Here is a 17,515-nt window from a genome sequence, read left to right as displayed (position 1 = left end):
GGCTATAATCGCAGGCTTTTCAGCGTGTCGCTGGCCGGGTGGCCATGTCGCGTGTCTCGACGCTGGAAGAACATTGTGAGCGGGCCTCTTTCTCATCCAACTGGCTCGCTGACCACCCAAGGATAAATCATGGTCGTCATTCGACTCTCCCGCGGCGGCTCCAAAGGCCGTCCCTTCTTCAACATCGTCGTGTCGGACAAGCGCGTTCGCCGCGATGGCCGTTTCATCGAGCGCCTGGGTTTCTACAACCCGACCGCCAAGGAAAACGAAGAAAGCATCCGCATTGCCCAGGACCGCCTGACCTACTGGAAGAGCGTTGGCGCCCAAGCCTCGCCCACGGTCCTGCGCCTGATCAAGCAAGCTGCAGCCGCAGCCCCCAAGGCGGCAGCCTAAGCCGTCACGCACGGCGATGTTGCCCGCACTCGAAACCGCCGAATTGCCGGCGGATGCGATCGAGGTAGGACGCATCGCCGATGCATGGGGCATCAAGGGCTGGTTCAAGGTCCTGCCCCACAGCGCCCAGCCCGAGGCGCTTTTTTCTTCCAAGCGCTGGTTCCTGCAGGCTCCCGGAGCCTCGGCGAACGCCGCTTTCCGGCTCGCGATCCGCGAAGCCAAAGAACATTCCGACTGCATCGTCGCCTCGTCCGAAGAGGTGCCTGACCGCAATGCGGCCGAGGCCCTGCGCGGCGCGCGCGTGTTCGTGCCGCGCTCCAGCTTTCCCACGGCCGGCGACGACGAGTACTACTGGGTCGACCTGATCGGCCTTTCGGTCGTCAACCGCGAAGGCGTCGTGCTCGGCACGGTGCGCGAACTGCTCGCCACCGGCCCGCAGACCACGCTGGTGCTTGCCGCTCAAGAAGACGGCAAGGCCGTCGAACGGATGGTGCCTTTCGTCGCTGTCTTCGTCGACAAGGTCGACCTGCCTGGCCGTCTCATCACGGTCGACTGGCAACCCGATTTCTGATCCCGCCGATACCGGCATTGCGCGCATGCGCTTCGACGTCCTCACGCTCTTTCCCGAACTGTTCGCGCCCTTCATGGCCAGCGGCGTGACGCGCCGCGCCTACGAATCGAAGCAGGTCGAGGTCGTGCTCTGGAATCCGCGCGATTTCGCGCAGGGCAACTACAAGCGCGTGGACGACCGGCCCTTCGGCGGCGGCCCCGGCATGGTGATGATGGCCGAGCCGCTCTCGGCCTGCCTCGATGCGGCGCTGGCCGCGCGCGGGGCGGAGGCGCCGGTCGTCCTGTTTTCCCCCATCGGCGAGGCGCTGCGCCATGAGGCGGTCGAGAAGTGGTCGGCCAGCGAGGGCGCGGTGCTGGTCTGTGGCCGCTACGAAGGCATCGACCAGCGGTTCATCGATGCGCGCGTCACCCACCAGATCAGCCTGGGCGACTTCGTTCTCTCGGGCGGCGAGATCGCGGCCATGGCGCTGCTCGACGCCGTGGCGCGGCTGCAACCCGGCGTGCTCGGCGACGAGGCGAGCCACGTTCAAGACAGCTTCAATCCCGCGCTCGACGGCCTGCTCGACTGCCCGCATTACACCCGGCCCGAGCAGTGGAACGGGCAGGGCGTTCCGGCGCCGTTGCTCTCGGGTCACCACGCGCAGATCGAGCGCTGGCGCCGCGACCAGCGTCTGGCCATGACGGCCGCCCGGCGCCCCGACCTCATCGATACCGCCCGCGCCGCCGGCCGCCTGGACAAGGCCGATGAGACGGTGCTGAAAAAAAGCTATAATCTCGGGCTCCCCGATCCTCTGCCCGGCCGCGCCTGGCCTTCTGCTCATCCCAGGGTGACAGATACCAACGGCGCCTTTTGTGTAGCCCGACACGATCGAATATCAGGAAATCATGAACCTCATCGAAACCCTCGAGCAGGAAGAAATCGCCCGCCTCGGCAAGAAGATCCCCGATTTCATGCCCGGTGACACGGTCATCGTCAGCGTGAGCGTCGTCGAAGGCACCCGCAAGCGCGTGCAGGCCTACGAAGGCGTCGTGATCGCCAAGCGCAATCGCGGCCTCAACAGCGGCTTCACCGTGCGCAAGATCTCCAGCGGCGAAGGCGTGGAACGTACGTTCCAGACCTACAGCCCGCTGATCGCCGGCATCGAAGTCAAGCGTCGTGGCGATGTGCGCCGCGCCAAGCTGTACTACCTGCGCGATCGCAGCGGCCGTTCGGCACGTATCAAGGAAAAGCTGCCGGGCAAGTCGCAAGCAGCAGCGGCCGCCAAGTAAGCCGTTTTCCTGCAGTGCAAAAAGCCGCCGCTCTGGCGGCTTTTTGCGTTGTTGCTTCCGCCCAAAGACAACTTTTCGTTTTTCCGCTCTACTTCTTCATTCCGGCTCCGGCACTTCATCTCTTGACCTCCTCATCCACTTCCTCGCAGGACCCCTCGCTCGAACCCGTCAACGCCGTGGCGCCGTCCACGCTGCCGCCGTTCGATCCGCGCAAGGCGCCTTTCGCGATAAGGAGCGATGGACTGTCGGCCGTGCCGCACGACGAGTTGACGGCGCAGGCCCTGCGGACGCGTTTCGAGACACCGCCGGTCTGGACCCCCGAGCTGCGCCGCGAGCCGCGAATGACCGAGCGCACCCCCGCCCAGGCCGCGGTGCTCGTGCCGATCGTGCAACGTCCGCAAGGCGCGACCGTGCTGCTGACCGAGCGCACCGCGCACCTGTCGACCCATTCGGGGCAGGTCGCGTTTCCCGGCGGCCGTGTCGACCCCGAGGACGCGAACGTCGCGGCCGCCGCCTTGCGCGAGGCGTGGGAAGAGGTCGGCCTCTCGGCGCAATACACCGAGGTGCTCGGCAACCTGCCGACCTACACGACGGTCACCTCCTTCATCGTGACGCCGGTGGTCGCGCTGGTGCAGCCCGGCTTCGAACTCACCCTCAATCCCTACGAAGTCGCCGATGCCTTCGAAGTGCCGCTCGCGTGGCTGATGGACCCGGCCAACCACCGCCACCACACCGTGCCCGCCCCCGACGGCACGAAGCGCCAGTGGTACTCGATGCCTTACCAGGACGGCGCCGACGAGCGCTTCGTCTGGGGCGCCACCGCCGGCATGCTGCGCAATCTTTACCGTTTCCTCAGCGCCTGAATCCCGGCTGAACCCGCGGGCTCTCTCGCTATCATCGAAGGATGAGCTTCTTTGCCATCCTGTGCGCGTTGCTGATCGAGCAAGTGAGGCCGCTGGGCCCTCACAACCCCGTGTACGGCACCGTTCTCGCGTGGACCCGCTGGACCAGCCGCAACTTCGATGCGGGCAAGCCCCATCACGGATGGATCGCCTGGGGGCTCGCCGTCTTCGTGCCCACGTTCGTCGCGCTCGGCGTGCATTGGCTGCTGGTGCTCACGCTGGGCCTGCCGTTCGCGGTGCTCTGGAGCATCGCGGTGCTCTATGTCACGCTGGGCTTCCGGCAGTTCAGCCACCACTTCACCGACATCCGCGACGCGCTCGACGAGGGCGACGAGCCGCTCGCGCGTTCGCTGCTCGCGCACTGGCAGGGCGTCGATGCCGCCGAATTGAAGCGCAGCGAGATCGTGCGCCACGTGATCGAGCATTCGGTCATCGCCGCGCACCGCCACGTGTTCGGCGTGCTGGCCTGGTTCTCGGTGCTCGCCGCCATCGGCCTCGGACCGGCCGGCGCGGTGTTCTACCGGATGAGCGAATTCGTCGCACGCTACTGGGCCCACAAGAACGGCGCCGCGGTGCAACCGTCGAGCGTCTCCGTGCAGCAGGCCGCCGAGAGCGCCTGGCACGGCATCGACTGGCTGCCGGCGCGCATCACGGCGCTGGGCTTCGCGGTGGTCGGCAGCTTCGAGGAGGCCATCGATTGTTGGCGCAACGACGCCCGGCGCTTTCCGAACGAGAACGACGGCGTGATCCTCGCGGCCACTTCCGGCGCGGTCAATGTGCGCCTGGGCGGCGGCTCGCTGAGCCCCATTCCGGTCACCGATCCGCTGCCGCGCGCGCAGGCCGGCGAATCCGTGATCGATGGCCGCAGGCCCGACAGCGGCAGCACGCCGGGGCGCGAGCCCGAGCCCGGCCATCTGCGCAGCGTGGTCGGACTCGTCTGGCGCTCGGTCGTGATGTGGATGGTGCTGCTGGCGCTGTTGACGCTCGCCCGTCTTCTTGGCTGAGGGGCGCGACATGGCCACCGCAACGCCGGCCTTCTGGAGTCCGCGCATCGGCGCGCTCGAGCCCTACGTGCCCGGCGAGCAGCCTCGCATCGCGAACCTCGTCAAGCTCAACACCAACGAGAACCCGTATCCGCCATCGCCGCTGGCCGTCGACGCCATTCAGCAAGCCGCGGCGAGCGGGTTGGAGCGCTACCCCGATCCCACTTCGCTTGCATTGCGCGAAGCGGTGGCGCGGCGGCACGGCCTCGCCGTCGACCAGGTGTTCGCGGGCAACGGTTCGGACGAGGTGCTCGCGCACGCCTTCTTCGCCTTCTTCCAGCAGGCCGAGCCCTTGCTGATGCCCGACGTGAGCTACAGCTTCTACAAGGTCTATGCCCAGCTCTACGGCATCGCCTGCGAGCTGCAGCCGGTCGATGAAGGCCTCCGCATCGACATCGAGGCTATTGCGGCCCGTGCACGCAGCGGATGTGCAGGCATCGTGATCGCCAATCCGAACGCGCCCACGGGCGTCGGGCTGCCGCTGTCGCAGATCGAACGACTGCTCGCAGCATGCCCCGATCGCGTGGTGCTGGTGGACGAGGCGTATGTCGATTTCGGCGGCGAGAGCGCGTTGCCGCTCATCGGGAAGTATCCGAACCTGCTCGTGGTGCAGACCCTTTCCAAATCGCGCTCGCTTGCCGGCCTGCGCGTCGGCTTTGCCTGCGGCCAGCAACACCTGATCGACGCCTTGGTGCGCGTGAAGGACAGCTTCAACTCCTATCCGCTCGACCGGCTCGCCACGGCGGGTGCCGTCGCGGCGCTGGAGGACGAGGCGTGGTTCGCCACCACGCGCGACAAGATCGTCGACACCCGCGAAGGGCTGCACCTGCAGCTCGAAGACCTGGGCTTCGAGGTGCTGCCCTCGCAGACCAACTTCGTGTTCGCGCGCCATCCGCAGCGCGATGCGGCCGAGCTGGCCGCGTTGCTGCGCGAGCGTGCGGTGCTGGTGCGGCATTTCAAGCAGCCGCGCATCGCGCAGTACCTGCGCATCAGCATCGGCACCCGCGAGCAGTGCAGCGCGCTGGTGCAGGCGCTGCAGGTCATCCTGGACGCTCAGTAGCGCGTCTGGCTCAACTCGGCGAACAGCTCGCCGTAGATCCGGTAGCGCGATACGCTGATCGGGCCCGCATGCGTCGACGTCTCGACGTTCGAGATCACGCCGCAGCCCGGTTCGTGCAGGTGGGTGCAGTTGTAGAACTTGCAGTCCCCCGTGTGCTCGGCGATGTCGGGCATCAGCCCGGCGAGCTGCATCGGCTCGATGTGGTTCAGGCCGAATTCCTGGAAGCCCGGCGAGTCGATCAGGCCGGTGGTGCGGGCTTCGTCGATCCAGTACCAGGTGGTGCTGGTGGTCGTGTGCTTGCCCGAATTCAGCGCCTGCGAAATCTCCTGGGTCAGCACGGTCGCGCCCGGCACCAGCAGGTTGGTCAGCGTGCTCTTGCCCGAGCCGGAAGGGCCGAGCACGAGCGTGGACTTGCCGGACAGCAGCTTCATCAGCGACGCGTAGTCCGCCTCGCCCGACGCCTTGAGCGAGAGCGGCAGCACGCCGTGGTGCATGCGGCGATAGGGCGCCAGTTTGGTCCAGGCGCGCTCGAACGGCTCGACCAGATCGCTCTTGTTGAGCGCGATGATCGGCGTGATGCGCTGCGCCTCCGCCGCGATCAGCGCGCGCGCCAACTGGTGCTCCGAAAATTCCGGCTCGGCCGCGATCAGGATCAGCACGTGGTCCAGGTTCGCCGCGAACGACTTCGTGCGAATCTCGTCCTGCCGGTAGAAGAGGTTGCGCCGCGGCAGCACCTCTTCGATGGTGCCTTCGTCCTCGGTGGCCTGCCAGCGCACGCGGTCGCCGACCACGGCCTGGCTCTTCTTGCCGCGCGGGTGGCAGATCAGCCGCTCCCCCGTGGGTGTTTCGACGAGGCAGTGACGCCCATGGCTGGCGACGACGAGGCCGTCGTGGTGCGCCTTCCCCGTGTTGTGCGCAGCGGGGGTGAAGGCGGCGCGGCCCGGCTTAGCCACAGGCGTGTGTCCTCACGCGGCGGGACTCGCAACCAGCGCGTCGGCCTGCCGCGCGCAATCGAAATCGGTGACCGACAGGCCCTTCACGTCGTGCGTGTTGAAGCGCACCACGCAGCGGTTGTAGTGCACCGACAGGTCGGGGTGGTGGTCCTGCGTGTGCGCCACCATCGCCAGCGCGTTTACGAAGGCGATGGTCTCGAAGTAGTTGGCGAAGGTGAAGGTCTTCTCGATCGCGACATCGGCGCCGTCGCCGGTGAGCTTCCAGCCGTCGAGCTTGGCGAGGCCGGACACGATCTCGGTGGCGCTCAGTGCGTGGCGGGCAGGAAGGTTCTTCCAATCCTTGGGTTTGAACATGCTGCTCATGTGGGGCTCTGCTGAAAGGTGGGGTGGTGGATCACGCCGCGGTCATGCGCGCGAGGCGCTCGGACGCGGGCGGATGGGAGTAGTAGAACTTGACGAACACCGGATCGGGCGTGAGCGTCGATGCGTTGTCCTGGTAGAGCTTGAGCAGGGCGGCGGAGAGGTCGGCGCCGCTGGTCTGCGCGATGGCGTAGGCATCGGCCTCGAACTCGTGCTTGCGCGAAAGACGTGCCGGCAGCGGTGCCACGAAGAAGCCGAACACCGGCACCGCGAGCATGAACAGCAGCAGGGCCAGCGCGCTGTTGGGCGCGGTCGGCGACATGTTCGGCTGCACGCCCAGGCCGCTATAGAACCAGACCTGCGTCGAGACCCAACCCAGGAGCGCAAAACCGGCAAGGCTCAGCGCGAACATCGCGACCAGCCGCTTCACGATGTGGCGGTGCTTGAAGTGGCCGAGCTCGTGCGCGAGCACGGCCTCCACTTCGCCGGCATTCAACTGGCGCAGCAGCGTGTCGTAGAACACCACGCGCTTGCTCGCGCCGAAGCCGGTGAAGTACGCATTCGCGTGCGCGCTGCGGGTGCTGCCATCCATCACGAACAGGCCCTTGGCCGCGAAGCCGCAGCGCTTCATCAATGCGGTGACGCGCGCTTTCAGCGTGGGGTCGTCCAGCGGCTTGAACTTGTTGAAAAGCGGCGCGATGAAGGTCGGGTAGATCAGCATCAGGAGCAGGTTGAACCCCATCCACGCGGCCCAGGCCCAGAGCCACCAGAGCGTGCCGGCCGCGCCCATGAGCCAGAGGATCAGCGCCGCGATCGGTAGGCCGATCAGCGCGCCGAGCAGCGTCGACTTGACGGTGTCGACCAGCCAGAGCTTCCAGGTCATCTTGTTGAAGCCGAAGCGCTCTTCGAGCCGGAAGGTCTGCCACAGCGTGAATGGCAGCTCGAGCAGCCCGCCGATGGCCGCGAAGGCGGCCAGCAGCACCAGTTGCTGCACCATGCCGCCGCCCAGCGCCACGAGCAGCAGCTTGTTCAGCACGTCGAGCCCGCCGAGCAGCGTCCAGCCCAGCAGCAGTGCCGCGCTCCAGGCCATCTCGACCAGGCCGAAGCGTGCCTTGGCGATCGTGTAGTCGGCCGCCTTCTGGTGGGCTGCGAGCGTGATGGTCTGCGCGAAAGCTTCCGGCACGGTGCCGCGGTGCTGCGCCACATGGCGCACCTGCCGCGAAGCGAGCCAGAACTTCACGACGAGGCCTGCAACGAGCGCGGCCGCGAAGGCGATGGTGAAGATGAGCGAATAGGACATGGAGCGGCGAGTTTAGTCCCCGGTAATTCGGGGCGCAGGCCTTGGGCGACAATCCTTCGATGCCCGAATCCCTTGACCCGACGCCCCCCGCAGCCGTGCCCACTTTGAAGAGAAGCGACCAGAACCTGGTCTGGCTGGACTGCGAGATGAGCGGCCTGGACCCCGAGAAAGAGTTCCTTCTCGAGATCGCCGTGGTCGTCACCGGCCCCGACCTCACGCCCCGCATCGACGGCCCCGTGCTCGTCATCCATCAGAGCGACGCCGTGCTCGACGCCATGGACGCCTGGAACAAGGGCACCCATGGCCGCAGCGGCCTGATCGACAAGGTGAAGGCCTCCACGCTCGACGAGGCCGCGGCCGAGCAGCAACTGCTGGAATTCATCGCCAGGTACATCCCCCGCAGCGGCTCGCCGATGTGCGGCAACACCATCGGGCAGGACCGGCGGTTCCTGGTCAAGTTCATGCCCAAGCTGGAGGCGTACTTCCACTACCGCAACCTGGACGTCAGCACCTTGAAGGAGCTGGCCAAGCGCTGGAAGCCCTCGGCCTACAGCGCTTTCAAGAAACAGCAGGCGCACACTGCCCTGGCCGACGTGCACGAGTCCATCGAGGAGTTGGCCCATTACCGGGAAACCTTCCTGCGTCTGACCGATTGAGGTTCATCGACAAGAGATTAGGTAAAAACCCGAAGCCGTGCCATAATCGCAGGCTTCGCTGATTTGCAATTGTCAAAGGACACAGATCAGCGTCTCTTGCATCTCCCTATCTTGCACACCGCGCCCGATCGCATTCGCTGATCAAAAAGGGCCACAGCCTCAGGCGTTAGCCGGAAGCTGAATGTCGTTGGATGGTTGATGTTTTTAACCACCAACGGGGCGCCGCCTACGGCAGCGCTCGCGTTTGAGATTGATATCTACATGACCGACGCTTTTGAAGCGCAGGGCGAGTTCGCGCCTGTGCAATCCTCTACCAACAACGAATTCACCGCCGCTGTGGACACTGTGTCCGAAGCGCCGATCCTCGAGGCGCTCGATGCAGCCGCCCCCGAGGCCGCCGCGGTCGAACAGGAACCGAGCCTGCCCAACGGCTTCATCCGCCTGGGCCTCGCACCCGAACTGATCGCCGCCGTGGCCGACCTGGGCTTCACCCAGCCGACCACCGTGCAAGACAAGGTGATCCCGCTCGCCATGGGCGGCGAAGTCGGCCAGGACGGCAAGGCCCGTTTCGTCGACCTGATGGTCTCCAGCCAGACCGGTTCGGGCAAGACCGCAGCCTTCCTGCTGCCCGTGCTGCACACGCTGCTCAAGCGCCAGGCCGAAGCCGAAGCCGAAGCCAAGGCCGAGTTCCAGCGCCTGGCCGCCGAAGCCGTTGCCCGCGGTGAAGTCGCGCCGAAGAAGCCCAAGCGCAAGGACCCGACCAACGCCCGCCACTTCAAGGCCGCCACCCCCGGCGCCCTGATCCTGTGCCCGACGCGCGAACTCGCGCAGCAAGTCGCGCACGACGCCATCGAACTGGTTCGCCATTGCCGCGGTCTTCGCATCGCCAACGTGGTGGGCGGCATGCCTTACCAGCTGCAGATCGCCAAGCTGCAGAACGCCGACCTCGTGGTTGCCACGCCCGGCCGTCTGCTCGACCTGCAACGCTCGCAGCAACTCAAGCTCGACCAGGTCAAGTTCCTGGTGGTCGACGAAGCCGACCGCATGCTCGACCTGGGCTTCTCCGACGACCTGGCCGAAGTCAACCAGCTCACCATCGAGCGCCAGCAAACGATGATGTTCAGCGCCACCTTCGCGCCGCGCATCCAGCAGCTGGCCCAGCGCGTGATGCGCGAGCCGCAGCGCGTGACCATCGACAGCCCGCAGGAAAAGCACGCCAACATCAAGCAATCGCTGTACTGGGCCGACAACAGCCAGCACAAGCGCAAGCTCCTGGACCACTGGCTGCGCGACACCAGCATCAACCAGGCGATCGTGTTCGCCAGCACGCAAGTCGAGTGCGACGGCCTCGCCAACGACCTGCAGCAAGAAGGCTTCAGCGCCGTGGCGCTGCACGGCGCCCTGAGCCAGGGCCTGCGCAACCGCCGCCTGATGGCGCTGCGCCAGGGCCAGGTGCAGATCCTGGTGGCCACCGACGTTGCCGCCCGCGGCATCGACGTGCCGACCATCACCCACGTCTTCAACTTCGGCCTGCCGATGAAGGCCGAGGACTACACCCACCGCATCGGCCGCACCGGCCGTGCCGGCCGCGATGGCCTGGCCATCACGTTTGCCGAGTTCCGCGATCGCCGCAAGATCATGGACATCGAGCAATACAGCCGCCAGCAGTTCAAGGCTGAAGTGGTTGCCGGCCTCGAGCCGCAACAGCGCATGCCGCAGTCGCGCCCCCCGATGGGCGAGTACCGCGGTGGCCGCGGCGACAACCAGTCGCGCGACCGCAAGTTCGGCAATGGCGGTGCAGGCGGCGGCGGTGGCTACCGCGGCAACAACGGCGGCGGCTATGCCGGCGCCAGCGGCTTCAACGACCGCAATGCACGCGGCCCGGCGCCGAGCCAGGGTCACCAGGGGCCGCGCGGCTTCCAGGGCGGCAACAACGCCGGCTTCGGCGGCGGTCGTGACGACGGCGGCAACAACGGCGGTGGCGCAGGCTACGGCCGCAAGCCCGGCTGGGGCGACAGCGCCCCCCGCGGCGGCCACGGCCAAGGTCACCACGGCGGTGGCCGCGGCGACGGCGGCTTCGCGCCCCGTGAAGGCTTCGCTCCCCGCGAAGGTTTCGCACCGCGCGGCAATGGCGCAGGCCATGGCGGCCCGGGCAAGGTGTTCGTGCCCCGCGACGCACAAAAGCGTGCGTTCAAGCCCTCGCGCTGATCCATTCCAGAGCGGCCGACCCACCGCTTTGCCCAAAAAGAAAGCCCGCGCTTCGCAAGAAGCGCGGGCTTTTTCATTGCGGGTTTCCGAGGGGGCTTTGGAAGCGATATTTGATTGACTTATGAATCGATGAAAAGTAATGTAATAGCGCATTGCTCCCCGGTCCGCGCCGCGGCTGCCGGTTCATCGACATCTGCTTTTCAAATTCCGAACATGAAAATTGCGATTCTTGGCGGTGGTCACGGCGCCTACGCAGCCGCCGCGGACCTGTCCGAAGCCGGCCACGAGGTGCGCCTGTGGCGTCGCGATGCCGCTGCGCTCGAGGCGGTCGTGCAAGCCGGCGCGATCACGCTGAAGGATGCCGATGGTGCGCGCGAGGTGCCGCTCGCGCTCGCCACCGCCGACATCGCCGCGGCGCTGAAAGATGCGGAGCTGATCGTCATCCCCACCCCCGCCATCGCCCAGCACGACATCGCGCTCGCCATGGCCCCGCACCTGGTCGACGGCCAGGTCGTTTTCCTGCCGCCCGGCACCTTCGGCAGCTACGTGATGGCGCGCACGGTGAAAGAGGCCGGCAACCGCGCCGACGTGGCCTGGGCCGAGACCGGCACCCTGCCGTACCTCGCGCGCAAGCACGGCGAGCGCGAAGTGAACGTCACCATCCGCGCCATCCGCCTGCCGACCGGCGTCTACCCCGCGCGCAAGGAGGCCGAGGCGATCGCGGTGATCCGCAAGGCCTACCCGGCCGTGCACGGTTGCGGCGACGCGCTCTCGGGTGCGCTGATGAACGCAGGCCCCGTCATCCACCCGCCGCTGATGGTGATGAACGCCGCGCCGCTGCAGCACTTCGAGCGCTGGGACATCCACAACGAAGGCACGCAACGCGCGGTGCGCGACGTGACCGACCGGCTCGACCGCGAACGCATGGCCGTGCGCGAAGCCTTCGGCCAGGGCGCGCCGCACTACCCGCTGGCCGACCACTACAACAACGACCAGTGGATGTACGGCGACGCGCACAAGCAACTCGTCAAGTCGGGCGACTGGCGCGAGAACATCGACCTGCACACGCACCGCTACATCACCGAAGACACCGAGCTGGGCCTGGCCTTCCTGGCCTCGGCCGCGCGCCATGCGGGCGTGGACGCGCCCATCGCGCACGGCCTGCTGGCCATCGTCGGCGGTTTTCTCGGCCGCGACCTGCGCCACGGCCCGCGCACTTTCGAGAGCCTGGGCCTCGCCGACCTGAGCGCGGCACAACTCAAGGAGAGGCTGCACGATGGCCAATGAGCGCGCGCTGCCCCGCTTCGCCGCCGTCGGCGCCGGCCGCATGGGGCGCGGCATCGCGATCGCGTTCGCATACGCCGGCCACCGCATCTCGCTGATCGACCTGCGTCCGCGCAACGACGAGGCCTGGCAGCGCCTGCAGGGCGAAGCGAAGGCGGAGATCGAGGCCAGCCTCGCAGGCCTCGCGCAACTCGGCGTGATCGATGCGGCGCAGATCCAGCCCATCGCCGCGCGCGTGGACTTCGTGAATGCCGCGGCCGCTCCGCAGGCGCTCGCCGCGGCCGAGCTCGTGTTCGAAGGCGTCCCCGAAACCATGGAGGCCAAGCGCGAAGCCTTCGAGCACCTGAACCGCCATTGCCGCGACGACGCGATCCTCACCTCGACCACCAGCAGCATCCTCGTGACGCAGCTCGCGGCGCTGGTGCGGCTGCCCGAACGCTTTCTCAACATGCACTGGCTCAACCCGGCGTATGTGATTCCCGTGGTGGAACTCAGCTGCCACCCGGGCACCGACGCTGGCGTGCTCGCACGCACCAAGGCGCTGATGGAGGCGATCGGCAAGCTCCCCGTGGTCTGCGGCGCATCGCCCGGCTACATCGTGCCGCGCCTGCAGGCGCTGGTGATGAACGAGGCGGCCCGCATGATCGAGGAGGGCGCCGCCACCGCCGAGGAAATCGACAAGGCCACGCGCTACGGCCTCGGCCTGCGCTTCGCCGCGCTCGGCGTCGTCGAGTTCATCGACTTCGGCGGCTGCGACATCCTGCATCACGCGAGCCGCGAGATGTCCGCCTCGATCGACAAGGGCCGCTACACCGCGCCCGCCATCGTCGATCGCATGGTCTCCGAGGGGCGCCTCGGCCTCAAGAGCGGCAGCGGCTTCTACGACTACGAAGGCCGCGACATCGCCGCGTACCGGCGCGACGTGCTCTCGCGCACGCTCGGCGAGCTGAAGCACGCCGGCCTCTGGCGCGCGCCCGCCGGCGAGACGCTGTCATGACGATCCGCCGCGCTTTTGCCGACCTGTCGGTAGGGCAGGTGCACTACGCGACGTGCGGCGATGCGAGTGCGCCCGCGGTGCTGCTGTTGCATCAGTCGCCGCGCAGCTGGGCCGAATACCGCGCGGTGCTTCCGCTGCTCGGCGTGCGCTATCGCGCCATCGCGATGGACACCGCAGGCTTCGGCGATTCCGCGGATGGCGGTGTGCCCGCGAGCATCGAGCAATGGGCGCGCGTGGCGTGCGAGCTGCTCGATGCGCTGGGCGTCCGGCAGGCCGATGTCGTGGGCCATCACACGGGCGGCGTTGTCGCGATCGAGCTGGCGGCTGCATTTGCGGACCGCGTGCGCGGCCTCGTGCTGTCGTCCACGCCGTACACCGACGAACCCTTCCGCATCGCGCGCGCCCAGCGGCCGCCCATCGATGAGGTGGCGCCGAGCGAAGACGGCAGCCATCTCGCCGCGCTGTGGCAGAAGCGCCAGGGCTTCTATCCGGTGGGACGACCGGAGTTGCTCGAAGCCTTCGTGCTCGATGCATTGAAGGTCGGCCATCGCGTGGAAGAGGGCCATCGCGCCGTCGCGTCCTACCGCATGGAAGACCGCATCGGCCGCGTGACGCAACCGACGCTCATCATCCGCGCCACCGACGATCCGTTCGCCGCACCGCATGCGGCCGAGCTGCAGCACCACCTGCCGCACGCGCGCATCGTCGACATCGAAGGCGGCATGGTGCCCCTGCCGGACCAGATGCCCGAAGCCTTCGCGCGAACGGTGCTCGACTTGCTTTCGACGCTGCCATGAAAGCTGTCCGCATCCACGGTTTCGATGCAGTGCCCGCGCTGGAAGAGGTGGCCGATCCCGTCGCGCGCCCAGGCCGCACCATCGTCCGCATGCAGGCCGCCACGGTCGGCCACATCGACCGCACCGTGTGGCGCGGCAGCTTTCTGCGGCATCCGCCGTTGCCCTACACGCCGGGCGTGGAAGCCGCCGGCATCGTCGTCGCGAGCGAACGCTACGAGGCCGGGCAACGCGTGTGGTTGCGCGGCAGCGGCCTGGGTACCCTGTTCGACGGCACCTGGTGCGAGCTGATCGATGCGCCCGACGAAGCGCTCGGCCTCTTGCCCGATGCGTTGCCGATGGTGCTGGGCGCCGCGTTCTTCTCGCCCACCACGTCGGCATGGGTGGCGCTGCATGACGTCGCGAAGCTGCAGGCCGGAGAGCAAGTGCTGGTGACGGGGGCGAGCGGCGCGGTGGGTTCTCTCGTGATGCAACTCGCGCGCGATGCAGGGTGCACGGTGACGCCGGTCGATCCGGGCGTCGCACCTGCCGCTGCCAGCGCCGACCTGCTCATCGACACGGTCGGCGGCAACGTCCTCGCAGCGTCTCTGCCCGCCGTGCGCCCTGGCGGTCGCGCCGTGCTGATCGGCTACACCGCCGGTCCCACGCTGCAACTGGACATCGCGCACTTCCTGCAGCGCGACGTCGCGCTGCTGCCGCTCAACATGTTCAGGCGGGAGGCCGCGGGCCGCGCCGCCGCGCCCGAGTTGCTCGCGCGATTGGCCGATGGCCGCCTGCATCTCGACGTGCAGGCCTTCGCGCTGGCCGACGCCGCCAAGGCGCTCGACTGGATTGCGCAACGCGGCCATCGCGGCCGCGCGGTGCTCGTGCCGTAGACCGACTTCAGTCTTCTTCCGGTTCCGGCTCCTCGAGCGGCACATGCACGTGCAGTTCGATCATTCTTCGCAGCGTCTCCTTGAGTTCTTCGGCCCGCCGCAGGCCGAAGGGTTCGAGCACGCGGCGCTCGTGCTCGCGCGCCAGTTCCATCAGGTGCTCGACGGCCTTCAGGCCCTTGCGCGTGATGCGCACCAGCGTGATGCGGCGGTCACTCTCGTGGGGCAGGCGCTCCACCTGTCCACGCGACTCCATGCGGTCCAGCAGGCGCGTCACCGTCGGCTGCTTGGTCACGGTCACCTGCGCGAGCTGGCCGATGCTGATCGGCTCGCTGCCCGCGAGCGACGCCATCACGCGCCACTCCGACACCGAGAAGCCTTGCTGCCGCGCCACCTCGTGGAACTCCGAAGAGATCAGCTGGCTCGCCTGCGCGAGCAGCGCCGGCAGGTAGTCGTCGACGAAGCGATGCGATTCGGCGGACGGGTCCTGCTCAGCCATGAAGGCACCTCACAGCCCGGCACGCCAAACCAGCTTCGGGCACGCTGCTTGCATGTCTAGGGTAATTCATGATTGTGGATACATTCATTTGTCAACATTATAGAAAGCGTGATGTGGCACCTGAAGCGCATCCTCCCACGAGAAAGAAAAAGGACCCACATGGCTGAGCGTTCGTTCGTCGAGGAAGTCAAGAAGCTGCGGCTTTCGGGTGGCGATGTATTTCGCGGAGAAGGCATTCTGGCGGTCACCAAGGCCTTGCTGGAGTCAGGCGTTTCCTACGTCGCGGGCTACCAGGGAGCGCCCATCTCGCACCTGATGGACGTGCTGGCCGATGCGCAGGACATCCTCGCCGAGCAGGGCATCCGCTTCGAGAACAGCGCGAGCGAAGCCACCGCCGCCGCCACGCTCGCCGCCTCGGTCAACTACCCGCTGCGCGGCGCCGTCACCTTCAAGGCCACCGTAGGCACCAACGTCGCCTCCGACGCGCTGGCCAACCTCGCCTCGGGCGGCGTGACCGGCGGCGCGCTCATCATCGTGGGCGAGGACTACGGCGAAGGCTCGTCGATCATGCAGGAGCGCAGCCACGCGTTCGCGATGAAGTCGCAGATCTGGCTGCTCGATCCGCGCCCGAACCTCCCGAGCATCGTCGATGCGGTGAAGACCGGCTTCGATCTCTCCGAGGCCAGCAACACGCCCGTGATGCTGCAGTTGCGCATCCGCGCCTGCCACGTGCACGGGCACTTCATCGCCGGCGACAACAAGCGCGCAAAGTTCACGCTGCAGGAGGCGCTGGAGAACCCGCAGCGCGACGTCAGCCGCATCGTGCTGCCGCCCGCGAGCTTCGTGCACGAACAGGAAAAGGTGAAGGACCGCTGGCCCGCCGCGGTGCGCTTCATCGAGGAGCGCCAGCTCAACGAGTTCTTCTCCGAAGACGCCGACGACATCGGCATCATCGTGCAGGGCGGCAGCTACAACACGCTGCTGCGCGCACTGGAGCGGCTGGACCTCGCCGACGTGTACGGCAACACCAAGGTGCCGCTCTATGTGATGAACGTGGCCTATCCGGTCATCGAGAGCGAAGTCATCCGCTTCTGCGAAGGCAAGCGCGCGGTGCTGATCGTGGAAGAGGGCCAGCCCAACTTCGTCGAGCAGAACCTCGCGACCATCCTGCGCCAGGCCGGCTCCACCACCGCGCTGCACGGCAAGGACATGCTGCCGGTCGCGGGCGAGTACACATCTTCCGAACTGTTGAAAGGTGCGCGCACTTTCTGCGAGCGATACGAACGCCTCGCGCCGCTGCCAGTGCCCGTACCGGTGCGCAAGGTGATTCCGCTGAAGGAAGTGGCCGCCATCGGCGTCGATGCCGCGCCCGAACCGGCGATGCCATCCTCGGCACTCGGCGATGTCGTGCACGCGCGGCCGCCGGGTTTTTGCACCGGCTGCCCCGAACGCCCGATCTTCAGCGCGATGAAGCTGGTCGAGCGCGAACTCGGCGCGCACCACGTGAGCGCCGACATCGGCTGCCACCTGTTCTCGATCCTGCCGCCCTTCAACATCGGCAACACCACCATGGGCTACGGCCTCGGCGGCGCCGGCGCCTCGGCGCTCAACGCGCCGGCCGGCAAGCGCGCGATCTCGATGATGGGCGACGGCGGCTTCTGGCACAACGGCCTCACCAGCGGCGTGGCGAACTCGGTCTTCAACAAGAGCGACAACCTCACCATCGTCGTCGACAACAACTACACCTCTGCCACCGGCGGGCAGGACATCCTCTCGTCGAACGCCGTCAACAAGACGCGCAGCACCGGACACGAAATCGAGCGTGCCGTGCGCGGCGTCGGCGTGGAATGGGTGAAGACGCTGCGCCGCACCTACGACGTGGCCGGCATGCGCGATGCGCTGAAAGAAGCGCTCACCACCACGAAGAAGGGCCCCAAGGTCCTGATCGCGCAGTCGGAGTGCATGCTCAACAAGCAGCGCCGCGAGAAGCCGCTGGTGCGCAAGGCCATCGCCGATGGCAAGCGCATGGTGCGCGAGAAGTTCGGCGTCGATTCGGACACCTGCACCGGCGACCACTCGTGCATCCGCCTGTCGGGCTGCCCCTCGCTCTCCATCAAGCCCAACCCCGATCCGCTGCGCACCGACCCGGTCGCGGCCGTGCTCGACAGCTGCGTGGGCTGCGGCGTGTGCGGCGAGGTCTCGCATGCCGCGGTGCTGTGCCCCTCGTTCTACAAGGCGCAGATCGTGAGCAACCCGACAGGCTGGGACAAGCTGCGCGAGCGCGTGCGCAGCGCCGTCATCGGCTGGCTGCAGCGCGGCGAAGCCCGCCGCCGCGAAACCTATGCCTTCTGAAGC

17 protein-coding genes and 1 pseudogene are annotated in these 17,515 nt (G+C 67.3%); 14 read left to right on the top strand and 4 right to left on the bottom strand.

Annotated elements, in window-relative coordinates; genetic code table 11:
- Positions 1-129: 129 nt before the first annotated feature.
- The 7 genes and pseudogenes from rpsP to hisC all read left to right on the top strand — a co-directional run bounded on the left by rpsP (position 130) and on the right by hisC (position 5,237).
- On the top strand, positions 130-393 hold the full coding sequence (rpsP, locus tag ACZYRS_RS24965) for a 30S ribosomal protein S16 (protein ID WP_013540078.1): 264 nt from the start codon (positions 130-132) through the stop codon (positions 391-393).
- A 16-nt stretch (positions 394-409) separates the two neighbouring features.
- A complete protein-coding gene (rimM, locus tag ACZYRS_RS24960) occupies positions 410-964 on the top strand; it encodes a ribosome maturation factor RimM (RefSeq protein WP_463421398.1) in 555 nt (184 codons plus the stop codon).
- A gap of 25 nt (positions 965-989) precedes the next feature.
- Positions 990-1,727 (top strand): annotated as a pseudogene (gene trmD / locus ACZYRS_RS24955) (tRNA (guanosine(37)-N1)-methyltransferase TrmD); the annotation flags it as partial.
- A gap of 121 nt (positions 1,728-1,848) precedes the next feature.
- The gene (rplS, locus tag ACZYRS_RS24950) at positions 1,849-2,232 is read left to right on the top strand and encodes a 50S ribosomal protein L19 (protein WP_042582524.1); all 384 of its coding nucleotides are present in this window, start codon (positions 1,849-1,851) and stop codon (positions 2,230-2,232) included.
- Positions 2,233-2,354: 122 nt separating this feature from the next.
- Entirely contained in the window at positions 2,355-3,095 is a 741-nt protein-coding gene (locus tag ACZYRS_RS24945; protein ID WP_463421397.1) for a CoA pyrophosphatase, read from the top strand.
- A gap of 41 nt (positions 3,096-3,136) precedes the next feature.
- Entirely contained in the window at positions 3,137-4,138 is a 1,002-nt protein-coding gene (locus ACZYRS_RS24940) for a CobD/CbiB family protein (protein ID WP_198788175.1), read from the top strand.
- Positions 4,139-4,148: 10 nt separating this feature from the next.
- Positions 4,149-5,237 carry a histidinol-phosphate transaminase gene (gene hisC, locus ACZYRS_RS24935; RefSeq protein ID WP_463421396.1) on the top strand — a complete coding sequence of 363 codons (1,089 nt, stop codon included), beginning with the start codon at positions 4,149-4,151 and terminating at the stop codon, positions 5,235-5,237.
- Here hisC and rsgA read toward each other — a convergent pair.
- The 3 genes from rsgA to ACZYRS_RS24920 are packed head-to-tail and all read right to left on the bottom strand — an operon-like array spanning position 5,231 to position 7,850.
- Complete coding sequence (gene rsgA, locus ACZYRS_RS24930) at positions 5,231-6,190, bottom strand: ribosome small subunit-dependent GTPase A (RefSeq protein WP_463421395.1); 960 nt, start codon at positions 6,188-6,190, stop codon at positions 5,231-5,233. The two genes, hisC and rsgA, sit on opposite strands and share 7 nt — an antisense overlap.
- Positions 6,191-6,202: 12 nt before the next feature.
- Positions 6,203-6,553: a 4a-hydroxytetrahydrobiopterin dehydratase gene (locus ACZYRS_RS24925; protein WP_463421394.1), complete on the bottom strand. Its 351-nt coding sequence runs from the start codon at positions 6,551-6,553 to the stop codon at positions 6,203-6,205.
- 31 nt (positions 6,554-6,584) lie between these two features.
- Entirely contained in the window at positions 6,585-7,850 is a 1,266-nt protein-coding gene (locus ACZYRS_RS24920; protein ID WP_463421393.1) for a M48 family metallopeptidase, read from the bottom strand.
- A gap of 59 nt (positions 7,851-7,909) precedes the next feature.
- Between ACZYRS_RS24920 and orn the strand changes: the two genes are divergently transcribed.
- From orn to ACZYRS_RS24890, 6 genes are all read left to right on the top strand, one after another.
- The gene (orn, locus tag ACZYRS_RS24915; RefSeq protein WP_463421392.1) at positions 7,910-8,506 is read left to right on the top strand and encodes an oligoribonuclease; all 597 of its coding nucleotides are present in this window, start codon (positions 7,910-7,912) and stop codon (positions 8,504-8,506) included.
- A 261-nt stretch (positions 8,507-8,767) separates the two neighbouring features.
- Complete coding sequence (locus ACZYRS_RS24910; RefSeq protein ID WP_463421391.1) at positions 8,768-10,714, top strand: DEAD/DEAH box helicase; 1,947 nt, start codon at positions 8,768-8,770, stop codon at positions 10,712-10,714.
- Positions 10,715-10,927: 213 nt separating this feature from the next.
- Positions 10,928-12,001 carry an NAD/NADP octopine/nopaline dehydrogenase family protein gene (locus ACZYRS_RS24905; protein ID WP_463421390.1) on the top strand — a complete coding sequence of 358 codons (1,074 nt, stop codon included), beginning with the start codon at positions 10,928-10,930 and terminating at the stop codon, positions 11,999-12,001.
- Entirely contained in the window at positions 11,991-12,995 is a 1,005-nt protein-coding gene (locus ACZYRS_RS24900; RefSeq protein ID WP_463421389.1) for a 3-hydroxybutyryl-CoA dehydrogenase, read from the top strand. The genes ACZYRS_RS24905 and ACZYRS_RS24900 overlap by 11 nt, the downstream gene beginning before the upstream one ends.
- Entirely contained in the window at positions 12,992-13,792 is an 801-nt protein-coding gene (locus tag ACZYRS_RS24895) for an alpha/beta fold hydrolase (protein ID WP_463421388.1), read from the top strand. Before ACZYRS_RS24900 ends, ACZYRS_RS24895 begins: the two co-directional genes overlap by 4 nt.
- The gene (locus ACZYRS_RS24890; RefSeq protein ID WP_463421387.1) at positions 13,789-14,664 is read left to right on the top strand and encodes a quinone oxidoreductase family protein; all 876 of its coding nucleotides are present in this window, start codon (positions 13,789-13,791) and stop codon (positions 14,662-14,664) included. The genes ACZYRS_RS24895 and ACZYRS_RS24890 overlap by 4 nt, the downstream gene beginning before the upstream one ends.
- Before the next feature lie 7 nt (positions 14,665-14,671).
- On the opposite strand, the gene ACZYRS_RS24885 is transcribed toward ACZYRS_RS24890, so the two are convergent.
- Positions 14,672-15,160 carry a MarR family winged helix-turn-helix transcriptional regulator gene (locus tag ACZYRS_RS24885; protein WP_463421386.1) on the bottom strand — a complete coding sequence of 163 codons (489 nt, stop codon included), beginning with the start codon at positions 15,158-15,160 and terminating at the stop codon, positions 14,672-14,674.
- Positions 15,161-15,319: 159 nt separating this feature from the next.
- On the opposite strand from ACZYRS_RS24885, the gene ACZYRS_RS24880 reads away from it, so the two are divergent.
- On the top strand, positions 15,320-17,512 hold the full coding sequence (locus ACZYRS_RS24880; protein WP_463421385.1) for a thiamine pyrophosphate-dependent enzyme: 2,193 nt from the start codon (positions 15,320-15,322) through the stop codon (positions 17,510-17,512).
- Positions 17,513-17,515: the final 3 nt, after the last annotated feature.

The organism is Variovorax sp. AC194 (assembly GCF_979257995.1).
This window is presented reverse-complemented; position numbering and strand designations above follow the sequence as displayed.

Bases quoted from the DNA above. Each gene is read 5' to 3' on its own strand.
- ACZYRS_RS24880 (WP_463421385.1), top strand. From the start codon at position 15,320: ATGGCTGAGCGTTCGTTCGTCGAGGAAGTCAAGAAGCTGCGGCTTTCG.
- ACZYRS_RS24925 (WP_463421394.1), bottom strand. From the start codon at position 6,553: ATGAGCAGCATGTTCAAACCCAAGGATTGGAAGAACCTTCCTGCCCGC.
- ACZYRS_RS24910 (WP_463421391.1), top strand. From the start codon at position 8,768: ATGACCGACGCTTTTGAAGCGCAGGGCGAGTTCGCGCCTGTGCAATCC.
- ACZYRS_RS24885 (WP_463421386.1), bottom strand. From the start codon at position 15,160: ATGGCTGAGCAGGACCCGTCCGCCGAATCGCATCGCTTCGTCGACGAC.
- ACZYRS_RS24940 (WP_198788175.1), top strand. From the start codon at position 3,137: ATGAGCTTCTTTGCCATCCTGTGCGCGTTGCTGATCGAGCAAGTGAGG.
- rplS (WP_042582524.1), top strand. From the start codon at position 1,849: ATGAACCTCATCGAAACCCTCGAGCAGGAAGAAATCGCCCGCCTCGGC.
- rpsP (WP_013540078.1), top strand. From the start codon at position 130: ATGGTCGTCATTCGACTCTCCCGCGGCGGCTCCAAAGGCCGTCCCTTC.
- hisC (WP_463421396.1), top strand. From the start codon at position 4,149: ATGGCCACCGCAACGCCGGCCTTCTGGAGTCCGCGCATCGGCGCGCTC.
- ACZYRS_RS24890 (WP_463421387.1), top strand. From the start codon at position 13,789: ATGAAAGCTGTCCGCATCCACGGTTTCGATGCAGTGCCCGCGCTGGAA.
- ACZYRS_RS24895 (WP_463421388.1), top strand. From the start codon at position 12,992: ATGACGATCCGCCGCGCTTTTGCCGACCTGTCGGTAGGGCAGGTGCAC.
- ACZYRS_RS24900 (WP_463421389.1), top strand. From the start codon at position 11,991: ATGGCCAATGAGCGCGCGCTGCCCCGCTTCGCCGCCGTCGGCGCCGGC.
- rimM (WP_463421398.1), top strand. From the start codon at position 410: ATGTTGCCCGCACTCGAAACCGCCGAATTGCCGGCGGATGCGATCGAG.
- orn (WP_463421392.1), top strand. From the start codon at position 7,910: ATGCCCGAATCCCTTGACCCGACGCCCCCCGCAGCCGTGCCCACTTTG.
- ACZYRS_RS24905 (WP_463421390.1), top strand. From the start codon at position 10,928: ATGAAAATTGCGATTCTTGGCGGTGGTCACGGCGCCTACGCAGCCGCC.
- ACZYRS_RS24920 (WP_463421393.1), bottom strand. From the start codon at position 7,850: ATGTCCTATTCGCTCATCTTCACCATCGCCTTCGCGGCCGCGCTCGTT.